This is a genomic window from Algibacter sp. YIN40 (assembly GCF_057219435.1).
Map to the genome: position 1 here is coordinate 1,453,378 of NZ_JBXVVC010000001.1, position 17,904 is coordinate 1,471,281.

Annotated in this window: 15 protein-coding genes; 11 read left to right on the forward strand and 4 right to left on the reverse strand. The window is 32.7% G+C overall.

Annotation, left to right across the window (positions count from 1 at the left end):
- Window positions 1–82: 82 nt before the first annotated feature.
- The 6 genes from AC2D6V_RS06700 to AC2D6V_RS06725 all read left to right on the forward strand — a co-directional run bounded on the left by AC2D6V_RS06700 (window position 83) and on the right by AC2D6V_RS06725 (window position 5,545).
- Window positions 83–1,219, forward strand: coding sequence for a helix-turn-helix domain-containing protein (locus AC2D6V_RS06700; RefSeq protein WP_139001810.1), 1,137 nt, complete (start codon window positions 83–85; stop codon window positions 1,217–1,219).
- A 196-nt stretch (window positions 1,220–1,415) separates the two neighbouring features.
- Window positions 1,416–2,105: a DUF6134 family protein gene (locus AC2D6V_RS06705; protein WP_484647282.1), complete on the forward strand. Its 690-nt coding sequence runs from the start codon at window positions 1,416–1,418 to the stop codon at window positions 2,103–2,105.
- Window positions 2,102–2,779 carry a CPBP family intramembrane glutamic endopeptidase gene (locus AC2D6V_RS06710; protein WP_462923712.1) on the forward strand — a complete coding sequence of 226 codons (678 nt, stop codon included), beginning with the start codon at window positions 2,102–2,104 and terminating at the stop codon, window positions 2,777–2,779. Before AC2D6V_RS06705 ends, AC2D6V_RS06710 begins: the two co-directional genes overlap by 4 nt.
- A complete protein-coding gene (locus AC2D6V_RS06715) occupies window positions 2,776–3,762 on the forward strand; it encodes an NAD-dependent epimerase/dehydratase family protein (protein WP_139001813.1) in 987 nt (328 codons plus the stop codon). The genes AC2D6V_RS06710 and AC2D6V_RS06715 overlap by 4 nt, the downstream gene beginning before the upstream one ends.
- A complete protein-coding gene (locus AC2D6V_RS06720) occupies window positions 3,759–4,529 on the forward strand; it encodes an SDR family NAD(P)-dependent oxidoreductase (RefSeq protein ID WP_139001814.1) in 771 nt (256 codons plus the stop codon). Before AC2D6V_RS06715 ends, AC2D6V_RS06720 begins: the two co-directional genes overlap by 4 nt.
- Before the next feature lie 53 nt (window positions 4,530–4,582).
- Window positions 4,583–5,545: an NAD-dependent epimerase/dehydratase family protein gene (locus AC2D6V_RS06725; protein ID WP_484647283.1), complete on the forward strand. Its 963-nt coding sequence runs from the start codon at window positions 4,583–4,585 to the stop codon at window positions 5,543–5,545.
- 60 nt (window positions 5,546–5,605) lie between these two features.
- On the opposite strand, the gene AC2D6V_RS06730 is transcribed toward AC2D6V_RS06725, so the two are convergent.
- Window positions 5,606–5,917, reverse strand: coding sequence for a hypothetical protein (locus AC2D6V_RS06730; RefSeq protein WP_139001816.1), 312 nt, complete (start codon window positions 5,915–5,917; stop codon window positions 5,606–5,608).
- A 26-nt stretch (window positions 5,918–5,943) separates the two neighbouring features.
- Window positions 5,944–6,912, reverse strand: a complete 969-nt coding sequence (locus AC2D6V_RS06735; RefSeq protein ID WP_139001817.1) for a sodium-dependent bicarbonate transport family permease — start codon at window positions 6,910–6,912, stop codon at window positions 5,944–5,946.
- Between the two features lie 293 nt (window positions 6,913–7,205).
- Between AC2D6V_RS06735 and AC2D6V_RS06740 the strand changes: the two genes are divergently transcribed.
- Entirely contained in the window at window positions 7,206–8,129 is a 924-nt protein-coding gene (locus tag AC2D6V_RS06740) for a LysR substrate-binding domain-containing protein (protein WP_484647284.1), read from the forward strand.
- A gap of 210 nt (window positions 8,130–8,339) precedes the next feature.
- On the opposite strand, the gene AC2D6V_RS06745 is transcribed toward AC2D6V_RS06740, so the two are convergent.
- Window positions 8,340–10,145, reverse strand: coding sequence for a hypothetical protein (locus tag AC2D6V_RS06745; RefSeq protein ID WP_484647285.1), 1,806 nt, complete (start codon window positions 10,143–10,145; stop codon window positions 8,340–8,342).
- A 165-nt stretch (window positions 10,146–10,310) separates the two neighbouring features.
- On the reverse strand, window positions 10,311–11,564 hold the full coding sequence (gene metK / locus AC2D6V_RS06750) for a methionine adenosyltransferase (protein WP_484647286.1): 1,254 nt from the start codon (window positions 11,562–11,564) through the stop codon (window positions 10,311–10,313).
- A 623-nt stretch (window positions 11,565–12,187) separates the two neighbouring features.
- Between metK and ilvD the strand changes: the two genes are divergently transcribed.
- From ilvD to ilvC, 4 genes are read left to right on the forward strand one after another with little or no spacing between them, the layout of a single operon-like run.
- Complete coding sequence (ilvD, locus tag AC2D6V_RS06755) at window positions 12,188–13,873, forward strand: dihydroxy-acid dehydratase (protein WP_484647287.1); 1,686 nt, start codon at window positions 12,188–12,190, stop codon at window positions 13,871–13,873.
- Window positions 13,874–13,924: 51 nt separating this feature from the next.
- A complete protein-coding gene (gene ilvB, locus AC2D6V_RS06760) occupies window positions 13,925–15,658 on the forward strand; it encodes a biosynthetic-type acetolactate synthase large subunit (protein ID WP_484647288.1) in 1,734 nt (577 codons plus the stop codon).
- A 10-nt stretch (window positions 15,659–15,668) separates the two neighbouring features.
- Complete coding sequence (gene ilvN, locus AC2D6V_RS06765; RefSeq protein ID WP_484647289.1) at window positions 15,669–16,202, forward strand: acetolactate synthase small subunit; 534 nt, start codon at window positions 15,669–15,671, stop codon at window positions 16,200–16,202.
- 20 nt (window positions 16,203–16,222) lie between these two features.
- On the forward strand, window positions 16,223–17,698 hold the full coding sequence (gene ilvC, locus AC2D6V_RS06770) for a ketol-acid reductoisomerase (RefSeq protein ID WP_484647290.1): 1,476 nt from the start codon (window positions 16,223–16,225) through the stop codon (window positions 17,696–17,698).
- Window positions 17,699–17,904 lie beyond the last annotated feature (206 nt).

Below are 17,904 nucleotides of genomic sequence, written 5' to 3' on the forward strand. Positions count from 1 at the left end.
GAAGGATAATTAACTTTCCCAAATTCGAATAGCTCTTTTAAATTGTAAGAAACTTATTTTAATTTTTTAAGTTGACTTAATTATGGACTTCGTTTCCATTATTGACTTTTTATTAATGGCTGGGGTTTTACAAGGTTTCGGATTTAACCTTGTAACCATTTTTGTTAAAAAGAGATTCGATAAAACCATTATCTTTTTAAACTTAACTGTCTTATTTATTTCATTAAACAATCTTCAAAGGTGGCTTATAGATAATGATTATTCGTCTGATTTGTTTCTGTTGGAAAATTTGATGATTCCTTGGTATTTGTTTATTGCGCCAATGTTTTATGCATTTACAATTCACTTTATTAAAGTTCAGGATCGTGTAAATGACTTTGTTAGGTTTACAATTGTGCTTTTTATTGTTGAAATAATTATAAGGCTGTGTTTAATTTCTCATGTTTATTATCAAGTTCCTAATAGGGACATATCAATAATAGAAAATTACACGACTTTTGAAGATATCTTCAACTTGGTATACGGTATTTTGTTTTTTGCGAATTCGTGTATTCTTATATTCCGAAAACACCACTTATTGCAATATATTTTAGCTTATGATGACTTAAATTGGATAAAATGGTTTATTCGCTTTGGTGGTTTGGTCATGCTTTTATGGGCAGTTGCTGTGATAGTTAAAAGTTTAACAGGTGATGAGTTTGTGTACTTATTTTTACGATTTAGTTCGTCAATACTGCTCTATTGGATAGGATATCAAGGATTCTATAAATATAATGTGGTAAGGGATCGTATTTATTTAAGAAGTTCTATTGAAACGAATAGTGTTTTAATTACGCCAAATAATTATGAGAAGCCATCCACAAAATCTGATGATTTCTTTAATGAAAAACATCAAAATGACTTTGAAAACGTGAAAAATCATGTTATTGGAAATAAACTTTATTTGGATCCTTTGCTAAGCATGGAGACTTTGGCCAGCGACCTTGGGATGAGCAAAAGTTATTTCTCAAAACTGATAAATTCTTATAGTACCTATAACTTTTCAGATTTTATTAATTCGCTTAGGGTAGAACAAGCTAAAAAGTTTTTGTCCAGTAATGAATTTAATGAATATACCATTGTAGCTATTGGTTTAGAATGTGGTTTCAATTCTAAATCTACCTTTTATTCTGCCTTTAAAAAATTCACTTCAGAGACACCAACATCCTACAGAAATTAAGATTCTTCTGATATATATCATTGTGACTTCATAGATATGTAATTAAATTTAGTATTAATTCTTAAATTTAGAATTATTAGAATCCAATATTATCGTTGGACATCCTGATTTTCATAAATAAGAATATCTTGGACATTAAAACATTTTAAACTTAATAGTTTTATGATTGAAAGAATTAATTATAAAACTATTAGTTATGTTACCTATCCTTATTTTATATCTCTTTAAAAAGATCAAAAGTAATACTGTTATATTGAGTATTAAGGAAGAGTTAAAAACGGCTGTATTGAAGGTAAAAACTTTTTTATTCATTCTAGCAGTATTAATTTCATTCTCCTTTGCTAAGGTCAATAGTAAAGTTATTACCTATCATGTTATTAAAAATAATGTACTAATAGGTACAATTGAAATCAATAAAAGAGTTATTGATGATTCTGTTATTTATTTATCCGAAAGTCATATAAAAGTCAAGTTTTTATTAAAATTTAATGTAGTTGCTAAAGAAAAGTCAGTCTATAAAGATGGCGTATTGGTCTATTCTTCCATATTCAGAACTCTTAATAAAAAGACAAAAACAGATAATAAGATTGTTTTAGATAATGGGCAATACAAACTTCAATCTACAGGTAATTCAACAGCCTTAGGTTTTAACCGTATCAAACAGAATCTTATCACCTTATATTTTGAAGAACCTAATGGAGCTGGCTATGTTTTTTGTGACAACTTAGGGACTATGTCAAAAATAACACCATTAGGCGATAGCAGATATAAAGTAGAATTTTCCAATGGAGCATATAATGTGTTTCATTATAAAAATGGGCAATGCGTCAAAATTGATGCTGTAAACAAACTATTTAATGTAACTCTAATTCCAGTAGTAATATGAATAATTCAGAGATTATATGGACTCTTATAGGAATTATATTTTCCACCTATTTTATAGTGAGTTTTGTGTTTAATAAGTTGGGAATTCAAAATTTACATAAGGCATTAATATCTGCCAATGGATTACGTCTATTAAATTTAAAACATCTTTTAGGTATCGTCCTTTTTGGAGTATTTAGTTATATAATGATGCCAGAATTTAGGGTTCTTATAGAAACTATTGAAATAGCAAAATTAGTTGTTTTAATAGCATTCTTCTTGATATTGTTTCTTTCTGCTTTCGTCTCTTATTTAAGTATCCAAAAAAGAGAAGAGATTCATAAAGTCCATATAAGCCATTATAGTTTTTCAAACGCCTGGATGTATTTCATTATAAGATTTACATTTCTATTATGTTATGAATTCTTTTTCAGAGGTGTTCTTTTATTCAAGTTTCTTAACGAAACAAGCCTTTTTTTGGCTATTTTTTATAGTACAACCTTTTACGTATTAATTCACATTTTTGATTCAAAAAAAGAAATTATTGGAGCTATACCTTTTGGAATTGTTCTATGCTTATTCACATATTATACAAACAGTGTTTGGTATGCTTTTTTAATTCATCTCGCACTATCATCTGTTTATGAAATTTCGATGTTTTATTATTTAACACTTAAAAACAAAATTATATCATGAAAGTATTTGTAACAGGAGCCACAGGTTATGTTGGCCATCAATTAGCAAAAAAATTGGCAAATCAAAATTATAAAGTGATTGCTCTAGTAAGGAATTTGAATTCAGAGAATATTCCAAAACATGTAAATATTATTCCTGTAAAAGGTGATATATGTAATTATGATTCCATAGAAAAGAGCATTGTAGGCTGTGATTATGTATTTCATACGGCAGCTTATACCAACTTAAAATGTAAAAATATAAATAACTTCTATAGTGCCAATGTTAAGGGAACAGAGAACATTTTGAAAGCTTCTCAAAAACATCATATTAAAAAGGTTATTTATACTAGTACACTTGCTGTTCATGGGCCTTCATATAAAAGCATTGCAATTACCGAAGATCAACCGCGATTAATATCCTATTCAAATGATTATGAGTTAACAAAAGGGGTTTCGGAAGAGTTGGTTTTCTCATATATCAAAAAAGGATTGCCTTGTGCCATTTTAAATGTTACACGAGTATATGGTCCAGGGTTAAAGACTTTTACAAGTGGTGTCAACACACTAATTTCCAAAATTGCGAATAATGATTTTTTGATCGTACCAGCAAAACTAAATGTCACAACAAATTATGTTTTTATTGATGATGTTGTCGATGCTCATATACTAGCAATGAAAAAAGAGATAAGTAACGGGAAATATATTATTGGGGGTGATAATATAAGTTATGAGACCCTTTTTGAAGTCATTAAAAATATTACAAAAAGTAAGATAAAAATTGTTAAGGTTAACTACGGCATTATAAAAACTGGCTTTGCTATCATTAACATAACTAAGAGATTTTTTGGAATGCCATCAGGAATTACCACAAAAGTTTTAGACTCCCTCTTTGTAAATAGAATTTCATCATCACGAAAGGCGATTAAAGATTTAGATTATCAGGTTACACCCTTAAATAGAGGTCTTTTAACAACTATAAATTACTTAAAATTTGCAGCATGAAAACTTATACTTTAATAACTGGAGCAAGCAAAGGATTCGGAAGAGCACTTGCTTTGGAATGCGCAAAAAAAAACATGAATTTGGTTTTAGTAGCGCTTCCAAATTCTGGATTAGAAGTGTTGAGTGAATTTTTAACAAACAATTTTGGAATTGATGTGTTGTTTTTTGAAATGGATTTAAGTTCAAAAGAAAATTGCATACATTTATATCAGGAAGTCAAAAGGAGAGGGGCCTCAATTAAATATCTAATAAACAATGCAGGCATGTTAAGTAATGGTTTATTTGAAGATATGAACGCGGATTATTTTTTAACCCAGATAAATATTAATGTCTCAACTCCAACTTTATTAACAAAACTATTCATCGATGACTTTAAGGCCTATACCCCATCAGGAATATTGAATGTAAGCAGTATGGCGAGTTTTTTTCATTTGCCAAAAAAACAAGTATACAGTGGTACCAAGGCTTATTTGTTGTCTTTTTCAAAAAGCTTAAGAAAAGAACTCAAGAAATATGGGATTTCTGTTTCTATTGTTTGTCCTGGAGGGATGAATACCACAGCGAGGTTATGCATACAAAATAGAAGATTAGGATGGATATCTAGAAAATCAATTCTTAATCCAGAGGACGCTGCTAAAGAAACTCTACAAGATTTTTTTCGAGGTAAAGAGGTCATTATCCCTGGTTTTATGAATAAAGTTTTTATGTTTTTAGATTCAATACTTCCGGTAGGAATCAAAAATAAACTTACAAGTAATGCTATTTAATAAGGTCTCATTTCAAAAATTCAATATTGTTTTATCCAAATGAGCTTAAAATAATGACTGTTTTAGTTACTGGAGCTAATGGCTTATTAGGGACCAACGTTATAAACGAGCTTTTGAGAAAAGGCTATAAAGTTTATGGGTATTTAAGAAAAAAGTCTTCTTACAAGGGGATAGTTAATGCAAATCTTACATTATTAGAAGGTAATTTGCCTGATGTTAATGGTATATTCCAGGTGCTTGGAGATGTCGATACTATAATTCATTGTGCAGCTATAACTAATCAAAACCTTTTGCAATATTCAGATTATTACGATTTAAACATTAAAAGTGTTAAGCATCTTGTAGATATAGCAATAGAACAAAGTGTCTCAAAATTTATTTATGTAAGCACCTCTAACGTCTTTGGTCATGGAAAAAGCGGGGTTTCGGCAAATGAAAGCTCTAAAATGAGATATCCGTTTTCAGAGTCCTTCTATGCTTTAAGTAAGTTAGAAGCAAGTCGTTATTTGAAAACTAAGGAAAGTCAAATTGAAGTGGTGACCGTTAATCCAACATTTATGATTGGAGCGTATGACACAAAGCCAAGTAGCGGAAGAATTGTTTTAATGGGATTAAAGAATCGAATTGTTTTTTGCCCTCCAGGAGGTAAAAATTTTGTTTGTGTAGAGGATGTGGCTAATGGAATTATAAGTGTTTTAGATAATGCTGTAAACGGAGCGTCTTATATCATAGGCAACGAGAATTTAAGTTACACTAAGTTTTTTAAGAGACTTCGAGTGCTGTGTAAAAGAACGTTCATAATTGTAAAACTCCCAAGAATAGTGCTATTATTTTTTGGTAGAATAGGAGATACACTTAGGTATTTTGGAGTAAGAACCAATTTGTCGACTGTTAATATGAAGGCTGTTTCAATAAACAACTATTATTCAAATAGAAAAGCTCTAGAGGAATTAAGACTAACTATTAACCCTATAGAAAAGGGAATAGAAGATGCAATAAATTGGTTTAAGAAATAAAAACCCGTCAATCTTGACTCTCAAGGTTAACGGGTTTTTGACTAACTCAAACTAACTATTTTAATCTTCTACTTGAATTGTAATGATACTTTCTATTCTTAATTTCTTTCCTTTTAAACGGGCATCTTTAAAATAATCTTTAGCATCATGCTTCGCATCGATGAGCTCAATGATTCTACTGTTGTCATATTCGCAAGTATCATTTGCGTTACCTTCAGTGCGAGATAATCTCTGTAACTTGTGAAAGTTAATTTTTACATCCAAAACCGAGTTGATTATATCTCCTGCTTCAGATGGTGTAAAGTGACCATCAATAAGTTTAATTTCTTGATCTAAATTAATTTCTTTGGTTGAAATCGATTGTGTTTCCATAATGTGATTTTTTTAAGTTAAAAATTTTATAAAGTATTTTGAATGATAAACAAGTAAAGTGGCATACCCAGAGTAATATTAAACGGGAATGTAATAGCTAAAGCCATTGGTATGTACAAACTAGGGCTGGCTTTTGGAACTGCGATTTTCATGGCAGCGGGAACCGCAATATAAGACGCACTTGCTCCTAGTATAGCAAATAATAGACGATTACCTACTTCGCTTATAAAAAGACCACTTGCAACTGCAACTATAACACCATTGATAATTGGTATAATTATGGCAAATGTTAAAGCAAATCGTCCTTTTTTAATAAATTCATTAAGTTTTTTACCACTTGTAATTCCCATATCTAATAAGAATACTGCTAGGAATCCTTTAAAAATATCTGTAGTAAATGGCTTAATACCTTCTGCTTGAGCTTCACTGGCTAGAAAACCTATCGCCAAACTCCCAAGAATCAATAAGACACTTCCATTAAACAAAGCATGTTGAATAACTGTTTTCATTGGAATTTCTGATTTACCATTACCACCTTTAAAAAGCATAATTAAGAGTAAGCCTACCATAATTGAAGGAGCTTCCATTAAAGCCATTACAGCTACCATGTGCCCACTAAAGGCAATTTGCTCTATTTCTAAAAATGAAATAGCGGTAACAAAAGTTACAGCACTTACAGATCCGTAGGCAGCAGCTATCGCACCAGCATTTTCAATGCTAAACTTGCGTCTTAGTATGAAATATCCATATACCGGAACAGCTACTGCTAAGAAAATACCAAACAATAAAGACCAAAGAATCTCCATGTCAAATTCACTATGCGCCAATTCTTGTCCACCTTTAAAACCAATGGCAAGTAACAAGTAAAGAGATATGAATTTTGAAGAATTTTCTGGGATATGCAAGTCACTTTTTAGCTGCACTGCAATGACGCCCAAAAAGAAGAACAATAATGCAGGATTAGTTAAGTTGTCTATAAGTAAATGTAAATCCATTTAAAATTCTTTAGTTTTTCCGTTTAGTTTGGTTGCTAAGGATTATGAAACCTATTGTTAATCCACATACAGTCAATTCTTTTAAAAAAAGGTTGTTGCTTTTTATTGATAGAATTATAAAAATGAGGTAAGTAGAAATCAAAATGGCATCATTAAAAATTCTTGGCTTTTCTTGCAACTTTTTTAAACTGGTGTAAAATGCTTTTTTCATTGGATTTATTTTTTTGCAAAGTTTAATACTTTTGTTGATATATTTTTATTTATATTTATTATGAAAAACATAAATTATATTTATGAATTATACTTTACATCAACTAGAGGTCTTTTTAAAAATTGTCGAATTACAGAGTGTTACTAAGGCCTCTGAAGCCTTATATCTGACGCAACCTGCTGTTTCAATTCAATTAAAAAATTTTCAAGAACAATTTAAAATCCCACTATTTGAAGTGGTTGGTAGGCGTATATATATTACCAAATTTGGTGAAGAAGTAGCAGAAGCCGCAAAAAAAATAATGGAAGAAGTCAAACAAATTGATTATAAGGCCTTGTCGTATCAAGGTGAATTGGCTGGAAAATTAAAAATAGCTATTGTTTCTACTGCTAAATATGTAATGCCATATTTTATTTCAGACTTTATTAATGAACATCGAGGTGTTGATCTTGCAATGGACGTAACAAATAAAGCGTCGGTAATAAAAGCTCTGGAAAATAACGAGGTCGATTTTGCTTTGGTTTCTACCATACCAAAAAAACTTAAAATAAATAGAATAGAGCTAATGAAAAATCAATTATTCATGGTGGGAGGAAAGGATTATAAAATGAAAGGTGAATATTTATCTAAATCGGAGTTTCAAAAATTACCACTTATATATAGAGAACAAGGCTCGGCTACACGACTTGCCATGGAAAAATTTATTGATTCGAAAAAAGTATCTACTTATAAGAAAATGGAGTTGACATCGAATGAAGCTTTAAAGCAAGCTGTGATTTCTGGGTTAGGTTTTTCAATAATGCCATTAATAGGGATAAAAAATGCTGTTGCCATTGGGGATTTGCAAATTATACCAGTAAAAGGACTTCCCATGGTAACCAATTGGAATTTAATTTGGCTCAGTTCTAAAAATATGTCCACCATTGCCAAAAGTTTAATAGATCATGTTAACGAAAATAAACAAGCTGTTATTGCTAAACATTTTGGCTGGTTAAGAAGGCATTAATTAGATTTATAATATAAATTTGTAACCAGTATTAATTGTTGTTATTGGATATTAGTGAATATTATAATTTTTTAGTCAAATAATTTGGCTTGAGAAATTTTATTGACACTTATAGAATTAGTTTATTTTAGACTAAAGATAATGCCAAATATCACAAATAAAAAAGACCACTTAGTGAAGTGGCCTTTTAACCTTTCTTTTTCAATAAAATTAATCTCTAAAAACATGAATAACACCTGTTATAGTATGTGCATTACCATTGTAATCTTCATAACTACCGTTAAAATTAATATCAATGTACTCCCCAACCTCACCTAAAGCCGTAACATTATAGGTAATGTTGTTATTCTCTTGAGACATACTAATACATTCGCCAATAAAAATACCAGTATCATCTGGTGTTTGGAAATCTAGGTTATCATAGGTTCCTGTATGAGGCGCATCATTTAAATTACCAAATAAATAGAAACACGTATTATTACCACTAGCATCTCTTTGTCCAGAAATATTGAGACTATTGCCACTTGTTCCATTAGCGGTATCGCCAAAAGTAGCTTGAATGTTTGCAGCCAATAAGGCATTCTCACCTGTATCACCATCAATATTATATTGTATAAATTCGGTAATACTATTACACGACATTAATTTACCCAGATTGGTTTCTGGCGTACTAAACGTGTAATTTATTTCTCCAGTAGTTTGCAGATTGTCCGTATCTATGGCTTCTATCGAGAAATTATCTGCTGAGCCACAACGCAACATATTAATTTCGAATACGCCTTCTTCTACCGTATCGAAGAATTGTTGATCGCCATAAGTTAATACTACATAACCATTAGTAATTGGGTTTTCATTACAATCTGTAAAAACACCTGTGATGGTTTCATTAATAATATCAGACGTTTCACTCACAACCACTAATAAACTGTCATCAGCATTAAATGGTCCGATAGTAGCTGTATAAATTATGTTTGAACCACAAATAGCGAAGTCATAAACAGTAATTTCTAGTGTTTCACCACTTGGCACTAAACCGCAAACTTCACCTAATTCGTTGGTGTAGCCACTACGCGTTCCGTAGGTATTGCTAGTTACATTAACCCTTGTATTGGCAAAGGCCGTTTCATTTTCATTTATAACTCTAATACATAAGTTGATGGCTTCTGCTGGGATATCGCAGTTCCAGAAAGAAAAATGAGCTACAGTTCCTATATAGTAGTTCCCAACCAAAGTGGCTTCGCCTTCTTCAATCCAGTAGCCTTTATCTTCATCAAAATACCATAGCGGAATTGTGCTTGGTGCCATAGATAATATACTAGCATCTACAGGAATTTTAATTTCAGCCGAACTTCCTTCAGCTATATTTAAATCTTCACTACCAGTTCCGCGTAATTCTACTGCCAACATACCTAAGGTTTGAAGCATACGTTCTTGGTTATCTCCATTTTCTGCATATAACATACCAGGCATCATTAATTCAACATTTTCATCGGTGGCATCTAAATGATGAATAATCACGTCTAAGCTACCAGAGTATGGCGTGCCGTCTTCTTTAATGTAGTCACCTTCTAAACTAACAGAAGCACCATTACCTATTGAAATGGTTTCTGTAGTACCACTACTTGTAGTGCCTGCAACAGTTTCTTCTAAAAGCATGATGGTAACTTTGTTAACACCATTTGTTGGTATTACCGAACGTGAGCCATGAATATAACCAGCTTTTTCAGCTTTTATAAAGGCAAATCGTTCGTTTACATCGGCATTTTTAAGAATAAAAACACCGTTTTCATCGGTTTGTACGGTCTCATTTCCAATTGAAATAAAAACATTCTCGATGGCATTATTGTTAACATCGATAACATTACCAATAAACTCTCTTGTAATTTCAATGCCAAAATTTTCATGGAAATTTGATGGCGTATCGTTGTTGTTTTGCTCACCGTTTGGCAAATTATCTTTGTTACAAGATATTGTTGGTCCAATTAAACAAATCAAAAGAAGTAATTTTGTTTTCATAAGAATAAATATTTGTAGGTTAAAAATTTGGGCGATGACTGCTTTAAGCAGTCATCTGCTTATATAACAAGTTATTTAGAGAATTTCCTAGCCTAATTAAATAAAAAAACAAAAAACCCTCTGAAACACTAAGTTTCAGAGGGTTTTAAGAATAAGTATTTATTGTTATAAGCTAAAAGCCGCTTTTACCTTTTCTACATAATCCAACTTCTCCCATGTAAATAATTCTACATCAAGCGTTTTACTTTCACCATTTGGTTGGCTAAAAGTTTTCGAAACAACACGGTTGCTGCGTCCCATATGTCCATAAGCAGCAGTTTCGCTATATATTGGTGAGCGTAGTTTTAAACGGTCTTCAATAGCAAAAGGGCGCATATCAAAAATCTTAGAAACTTTCTCGGCTATTTCGCCGTCGGTCATGTTAAAAGGACAAGTGCCGTAAGTATCTACAAATATTCCCATTGGTTCTACGACGCCAATAGCGTAACTTACTTGTACAAGAATTTCATCTGCAACACCTGCAGCTACTAAGTTTTTTGCTATATGTCGTGTTGCATAAGCAGCACTTCTATCTACTTTACTCGGGTCCTTTCCAGAAAAAGCACCACCACCATGCGCACCCTTTCCACCGTAAGTATCTACAATAATTTTACGTCCTGTAAGTCCTGTATCTCCATGTGGTCCACCAATAACAAACTTTCCAGTTGGGTTAATATGATATGTGATGTCATCATTAAACAACTTTTGAATATTTTCAGGTAGATTAGCAACCACTCTTGGGATTAAAATATCGACAATATCTTTTCTAATTTTTGCAAGCATGGTATCATCATCTGCAAAATCATCATGCTGTGTAGAAACTACAATAGCATCGATGCGTTGCGGAAGGTTATCGTCACTGTATTCAATAGTTACCTGACTTTTAGAATCTGGGCGTAAATAAGTGATTTCCTTATTTTCTCGACGCAATGTGGCTAATTCTCTTAAAATTTTATGCGATAAATCTAATGCCAAAGGCATGTAGTTCTCGGTTTCGTTGGTTGCATAGCCAAACATCATACCTTGATCTCCAGCGCCTTGTTGTTCCTTGCTACCACGATCTACACCTTGATTAATATCTTCAGACTGCTCGTGAATTGCAGAAAATACACCGCAAGAATTACCATCGAACATGTATTCTCCTTTAGTATAACCAATTTTATTTATAGTATCTCTCGCAATTTTTTGAACATCTAAATAGGTATTCGATTTTACCTCTCCAGCAAGTACAACTTGTCCTGTTGTAACAAGCGTTTCACATGCCACCTTAGCATCTGTGTCGAATGCTAAAAAATTATCTATTAGTGCATCACTAATTTGATCTGCTACTTTATCTGGGTGTCCTTCAGAAACACTTTCCGAAGTAAATAAATAGGCCATTTTAATTTATTTTTTTGAGATTTGACGAGAGCGTCTCAGGAAGTTTACACTGCCTTTAGCATTTTTAAATCATGAATTTATTTCAGGATCTGCTTCTCGTAAACGAAAAACACAGAGGTTGCAATCAGTCAAATCTTTCCTCTTATTATTAATCATGCAAAAGTAAAAAAATAAAAGGATATGAACGCCTATTTCTCTTTTTTTCAAAAAAGAATAGGTGGTTTAAAATTAATTGTAAATATTTGTGGGGTTATGGTGCAAAAACAAATTTTAAATATCGTTTCTATTAGTGTCGTTGTGATTATTTCACGGTGAGAGGGAATGGTATTTTAAAACGAACATAAATTTTAAAGTCTTCCCTAAAACGGAAGGCTTTTTTTATGGAATATTTTTATAATTTTGAACATCATAAAAATAATCATTTAAAGCATTGTTAGTCAACATATTAAATTAATTTTTGTAATGCTGAATTTAACCAAAGAATAGAGTAAATAGTAGATTTAATAATGTAATAATATAATTTCGTAACCTTTTAAAGGGTTTATGGATTTTTCAAGCAAATTCTTAAAAACTATTAAAATAATTATCATTAAGTAAGAAAGGCGAAATTTTTTGCAAAAAACATGAAAGAACTTAATAAACATAGTAAAAGATTAACACAAGATGAATCTCAGCCAGCATCTCAAGCCATGCTATACGCAGTTGGTTTGACTGATGAAGATATGAGTAAAGCTCAAGTTGGTATTGCTAGTACAGGATATGACGGAAATCCATGTAACATGCATTTAAATGGTTTAGCTGCTGAGGTAAAGATTGAAACTAAAATTGCTGGTTTAGTAGGTTTAGGATTCAACACTATTGGTGTTAGTGATGGTATTTCCATGGGAACTTCGGGGATGAATTATTCTTTAGCATCTCGTGATATTATTGCAGATTCTATTGAAACCGTTATGAATGCGCAAAGTTATGATGCGCTAGTTTCTGTTGTAGGTTGTGATAAAAATATGCCAGGTGCCGTTATTGCTATGTTGCGATTAAATCGTCCTTCAATTATGATGTACGGTGGTACCATAGCATCTGGAAAATATAAAGGAAGAAAATTAAATATTGTCTCAGCTTTTGAAGCATTAGGTCAAAAAGTAGCTGGCGAAATTGATGAAGACGAATATAGAGATATTATAAGACGAGCTATTCCGGGTGCAGGAGCATGTGGTGGTATGTATACCGCAAATACTATGGCTTCGGCTATAGAGTGTATGGGCTTTGCATTGCCGTATAACTCTTCTATTCCAGCAGAAAATCCAAATAAATTATCAGAAAGCGAAAGAACTGCCAGAGCTATAAAAAATCTTTTAGAATTAGATTTAAAACCTCTCGATATAATTTCAAAAAAATCAATTGAAAATGCAATAGCTCTTGTAAATGCTTTAGGTGGTTCTACCAATGCGGTATTACATTTCTTAGCAATTGCTCATGCTGCAGATATTGAATTTACATTAGAAGATTTTCAACGTGTAAGTGATAGAACGCCATTAATTGCAGACTTGAAACCTAGCGGAAAATATTTAATGGAAGATGTTCATGGAGTTGGTGGAACACCAGCAGTAATGAAATATTTACTTGACAATGGTTATCTACACGGCGATTGTTTAACAGTAACAGGAAAAACATTAGCAGAAAATTTAGCAGATGTTGAACCACTTTCATTTGAAGAAGATAGTCAAGATGTTATTTATCCAAAAGATAAAGCATTAAAATCTTCGGGGAACTTACAGATCCTTTATGGAAATCTTGCCGAAGAAGGTGCTGTAGCGAAAATATCAGGAAATGAAGGCCTGTTGTTTGAAGGGAAAGCGGTAGTATATGATGGGGAACAAGCTGCAAATACTGGAATTTCTAATGGTGAAGTTGAAAGAGGCGATGTAGTTGTTATTCGTTATGTAGGCCCAAAAGGAGGTCCAGGGATGCCAGAAATGTTAAAACCAACATCACTAATTATGGGAGCAGGATTAGGTAAATCTGTTGCATTAATTACAGACGGTCGTTTTTCTGGAGGAACTCACGGATTTGTTGTTGGACATATTACACCAGAAGCTCAAGAGGGAGGAACAATTGGTTTATTAAAAACGGGTGATAAAATTAGAATTAGTGCCGAAGACAACTCCATTAATGTGTTGCTTTCTAATGAAGAATTAGTAGAAAGAAAAGCACGTTGGATACAACCAGCATTAAAGCACAAAAAAGGAATATTATATAAATATGCAAAATCGGTTGCTTCGGCTTCAAAAGGCTGTGTAACAGATGCATAATAAATTGTTATTTCTGCGTAGGCAGGAATCACATCGTTAAATGTTGAGAATATGAAAACACAAACAATTAACACAAAAAAAGAAGTGGCAGAAAAAACACAACGAATAAAAGGTAGTGAAGCTGTTGTAAGAAGTTTGATGGCTGAAGGAGTTGATATTCTTTATGGATATCCTGGAGGAGCTATTATGCCTGTTTATGATGAATTATACAAATTTCAGGATAAGATTCATCACGTTTTAACACGTCATGAACAAGGTGCTGCGCATGCAGCTCAAGGCTATGCACGTATATCTGGTAAAGTTGGTGTCGCTATGGCAACGTCAGGACCAGGAGCAACTAATTTAATAACAGGAATTGCAGATGCACAGATCGATTCTACTCCCTTAGTATGTATTACTGGGCAAGTGTTTTCTCATTTATTAGGAAGTGATGCGTTTCAAGAAACCGATATTGTTGGTATTTCTACGCCGGTTACCAAATGGAACTGTCAAGTTACTAGAGCAGAAGATATTCCAGGAGCCATCGCAAAAGCATTTTACATTGCAAAAAGTGGAAGACCAGGACCTGTATTAGTTGATATTACCAAAGATGCTCAGGTTACTGAATTCGATTTTAAATACGAAAAATGTGAAGGAGTAAGAAGCTATAAGCCTATTCCCAAAACAAATCAAGAATCGGTTAACGCTGCTGCGAAATTGATTAATAATGCTAAAAAACCAATGATTGTTTGGGGACAAGGTGTTATTTTAGGTCAAGCCGAAGAAGAGCTTAAAAAAGTAATTGAAAAAGCTGGAATTCCTTCTGCTTGGACTATTTTAGGAGCTTCTGCATTACCAACATCACATCCTTTAAATATAGGAATGGTTGGAATGCACGGTAATTATGCACCAAATAAATTAACAAACGAATGTGATGTGTTAATTGCTATCGGTATGCGTTTTGATGACCGAGTAACGGGTAGTTTAGATACGTATGCTAAACAAGCGAAAATTATTCACTTTGATATTGACCCCGCGGAAATTGATAAAAATGTAAAAACCGATGTAGCTGTTTTAGGGAATTCAAAAGAAAGCTTAACAATGCTTGTTGATGCCTTAAATGAAAATTCTCACAACTCTTGGTTGCAAGAATTCAAAGATTTATATGCTATTGAATTTGATAAGGTAATTAAAGGCGATATCCACCCTACAAAAGAAGGATTGACTATGGGAGAGGTGTTGAAGCAAATAAATATTGAAAGTAAAGGAAACGCAGCCATTGTTTCAGATGTGGGACAACATCAAATGATTGCTTGTAGATATGCAGATTTTAATATTACAAAAAGTAATATTACTTCAGGTGGCTTAGGCACTATGGGATTTGCTCTTCCGGCGGCTATCGGAGCTAAAATGGCAGCGCCAGAACGCGAGGTGGTTGCTATTATAGGAGATGGCGGTTACCAAATGAATATTCAAGAATTAGGAACTATTTTTCAGCAAAAAACAGCTGTAAAAATAGTTGTTCTTAATAATGAGTTTTTAGGAATGGTGCGTCAATGGCAACAGCTGTTTTTCGATAAGCGTTACGCTTCTACCGAAATGACAAATCCAAATTTTGTAGCTATTGCCGAGGGGTATTATATTAAAGCGAGAAAAGTAACAAAACGTGATGAATTAGAAGATGCTGTAAAAGAAATGATGGTTTCAAAAGAATCCTATTTCCTGGAAGTTTGTGTAGAAAAAGAAGATAATGTATTTCCAATGATTCCTGCAGGAGCATCGGTTTCAGATGTTAGATTAAGTTAAGAGAAAAGAAATGAACGAAGAAATAAAATCATTTACTATATCAATATACACCGAAAATAATATCGGTTTATTGAATCGGATATCTGCCATTTTTCAGCGTAGACATATCAATATTGAAAGTTTGACGACATCGCAATCAGAAATTGATGGTGTAAATCGATTTGTAATTGTAGTTGACATAACCGAAACTAATGCAAGTAAGATTGTAAAGCAAATAGAGAAACAAGTTGAAACGATTCGAGCATACTATCATACAGAAGATGAAACTATTTTTACGGAATCTTGTATGTTTAAAATCAAATCCGCTTTGTTGTTTAATGAACCTCAAATTCAGAATATAATTAAAGAAAGTTACGCTAGAATTGTAACAGTAAATAAAGAGTTTTTTGTACTTGAAAAATCGGGTAGAAGAAATGAAATAGAGTCTTTAAGGCGCGATTTAAACGTGTTTGGCATTATGCAATTTGTACGTTCGGGAAGAATTGCAGTTACAAAAGACGAAATGAAAATAACCGAAATGCTAAAAGCATTTAATAACCAATAATAATTACAATCAAATATAAAATGGGAAATTATTTTAACACACTATCGCTAAGAGATAAATTAAATCAATTGTCGAAGTGTAGATTTATGGACGCTTCAGAATTTACAGATGGCGTAAACGCATTAAAAGGTAAAAAAATAGTTATTGTAGGATGTGGTGCTCAAGGGTTAAACCAAGGTTTAAATATGAGAGATTCTGGATTAGATATTTCTTATGCATTACGAGATGCTGCGATTGTAGAAAAGCGTCAATCTTTTTTAAATGCATCAGAAAATGGATTTAATGTTGGTAATTACCAAGAGTTGATTCCTACGGCAGATTTAGTGTTAAACTTAACTCCAGACAAGCAACATACTAATGCCGTAAATACGGTTATGCCTTTAATGAAAAAAGGAGCAACATTATCGTATTCTCATGGTTTTAATATTGTTGAAGAAGGGATGCAAATTCGTAAAGATCTCACTGTAATCATGGTAGCGCCAAAGTGCCCAGGAACAGAAGTAAGAGAAGAATATAAAAGAGGTTTTGGTGTGCCAACTTTAATAGCTGTGCACGATGAAAACGATCCAGAAGGAAAAGGCTGGGCACAAGCTAAGGCTTATGCTGTTGCAACAGGTGGTGATAGAGCAGGTGTTTTGGCATCGTCTTTTATTGCAGAGGTTAAGTCTGATTTAATGGGAGAGCAAACCATTTTATGTGGTTTGTTACAAACAGGTTCAATACTTTGTTTTGATAAAATGGTTGAAGAAGGTATTGATGCAGGGTATGCTTCAAAATTAATTCAATATGGATGGGAAGCAGTAACGGAAGGTCTTAAATATGGAGGTGTAACTAATATGATGGATCGTTTGTCTAACACGGCAAAAATTAAAGCTTTTGAATTATCAGAAGAATTAAAAGATATCATGCGTCCATTGTTCCAAAAGCATATGGATGACATTATTGAAGGACGTTTCTCTGAAGGTATGATGGCAGATTGGGCTAACGACGATAAGAATTTATTAACGTGGAGAGCTGCGACTGCCGAAACAAATTTTGAAAAAACACCAGCTGGTGATGTTGAAATTTCAGAGCAAGAGTACTATGATAATGGTGTGTTATTGGTAGCAATGGTAAGGGCAGGTGTTGAGTTGGCTTTTGAAGCGATGACAGATTCTGGAATTATTGATGCTTCTGCATACTACGAGTCGTTACACGAAACGCCACTTATAGCTAACACGATTGCAAGACGTAAATTATACGAAATGAACAGTGTGATTTCTGATACTGCTGAGTACGGATGTTATTTATTCGACCATGCATGTAAGCCTTTATTAACAGATTTCATGAAAAACATTAAAACAGATGTTATTGGGAAGCCTTATTCTAAAGATAACGGTGATGGTGTTGATAATGCGAAGCTTATTGAAGTAAATGCAGCTTTAAGAAATCATCCAGTTGAAAAAGTTGGGGAGTTTTTAAGATCATCTATGACAGCAATGAAGCCAATAGTATAGAACACAACTAGACTAAACTATATTTTGTAAGAACCTGTCTGATGTTATCATTTTGACAGGTTTTTTATTAGAGTAAATTCAACTTGTAGTGATGTTTGATAAGTGATAAATGTTGGATAAGGAAAACACTTTTTTAGTAAGCTCATCTACATCGTTTTCGTGTGTATTATGCTGTTTATATAGTATTTAGGCGTTATTATAGACAG

What these genes read in the sequence shown, in the direction of transcription:
- ilvB (WP_484647288.1), top strand. Translation starts at nt 13,925, where the DNA reads ATGAAAACACAAACAATTAACACAAAAAAAGAAGTGGCAGAAAAAACA.
- AC2D6V_RS06705 (WP_484647282.1), top strand. Translation starts at nt 1,416, where the DNA reads ATGTTACCTATCCTTATTTTATATCTCTTTAAAAAGATCAAAAGTAAT.
- AC2D6V_RS06725 (WP_484647283.1), top strand. Translation starts at nt 4,583, where the DNA reads ATGACTGTTTTAGTTACTGGAGCTAATGGCTTATTAGGGACCAACGTT.
- AC2D6V_RS06710 (WP_462923712.1), top strand. Translation starts at nt 2,102, where the DNA reads ATGAATAATTCAGAGATTATATGGACTCTTATAGGAATTATATTTTCC.
- AC2D6V_RS06715 (WP_139001813.1), top strand. Translation starts at nt 2,776, where the DNA reads ATGAAAGTATTTGTAACAGGAGCCACAGGTTATGTTGGCCATCAATTA.
- AC2D6V_RS06700 (WP_139001810.1), top strand. Translation starts at nt 83, where the DNA reads ATGGACTTCGTTTCCATTATTGACTTTTTATTAATGGCTGGGGTTTTA.
- AC2D6V_RS06735 (WP_139001817.1), bottom strand. Translation starts at nt 6,912, where the DNA reads ATGGATTTACATTTACTTATAGACAACTTAACTAATCCTGCATTATTG.
- AC2D6V_RS06740 (WP_484647284.1), top strand. Translation starts at nt 7,206, where the DNA reads ATGAATTATACTTTACATCAACTAGAGGTCTTTTTAAAAATTGTCGAA.
- AC2D6V_RS06745 (WP_484647285.1), bottom strand. Translation starts at nt 10,145, where the DNA reads ATGAAAACAAAATTACTTCTTTTGATTTGTTTAATTGGACCAACAATA.
- AC2D6V_RS06720 (WP_139001814.1), top strand. Translation starts at nt 3,759, where the DNA reads ATGAAAACTTATACTTTAATAACTGGAGCAAGCAAAGGATTCGGAAGA.
- ilvD (WP_484647287.1), top strand. Translation starts at nt 12,188, where the DNA reads ATGAAAGAACTTAATAAACATAGTAAAAGATTAACACAAGATGAATCT.
- metK (WP_484647286.1), bottom strand. Translation starts at nt 11,564, where the DNA reads ATGGCCTATTTATTTACTTCGGAAAGTGTTTCTGAAGGACACCCAGAT.
- ilvC (WP_484647290.1), top strand. Translation starts at nt 16,223, where the DNA reads ATGGGAAATTATTTTAACACACTATCGCTAAGAGATAAATTAAATCAA.
- ilvN (WP_484647289.1), top strand. Translation starts at nt 15,669, where the DNA reads ATGAACGAAGAAATAAAATCATTTACTATATCAATATACACCGAAAAT.
- AC2D6V_RS06730 (WP_139001816.1), bottom strand. Translation starts at nt 5,917, where the DNA reads ATGGAAACACAATCGATTTCAACCAAAGAAATTAATTTAGATCAAGAA.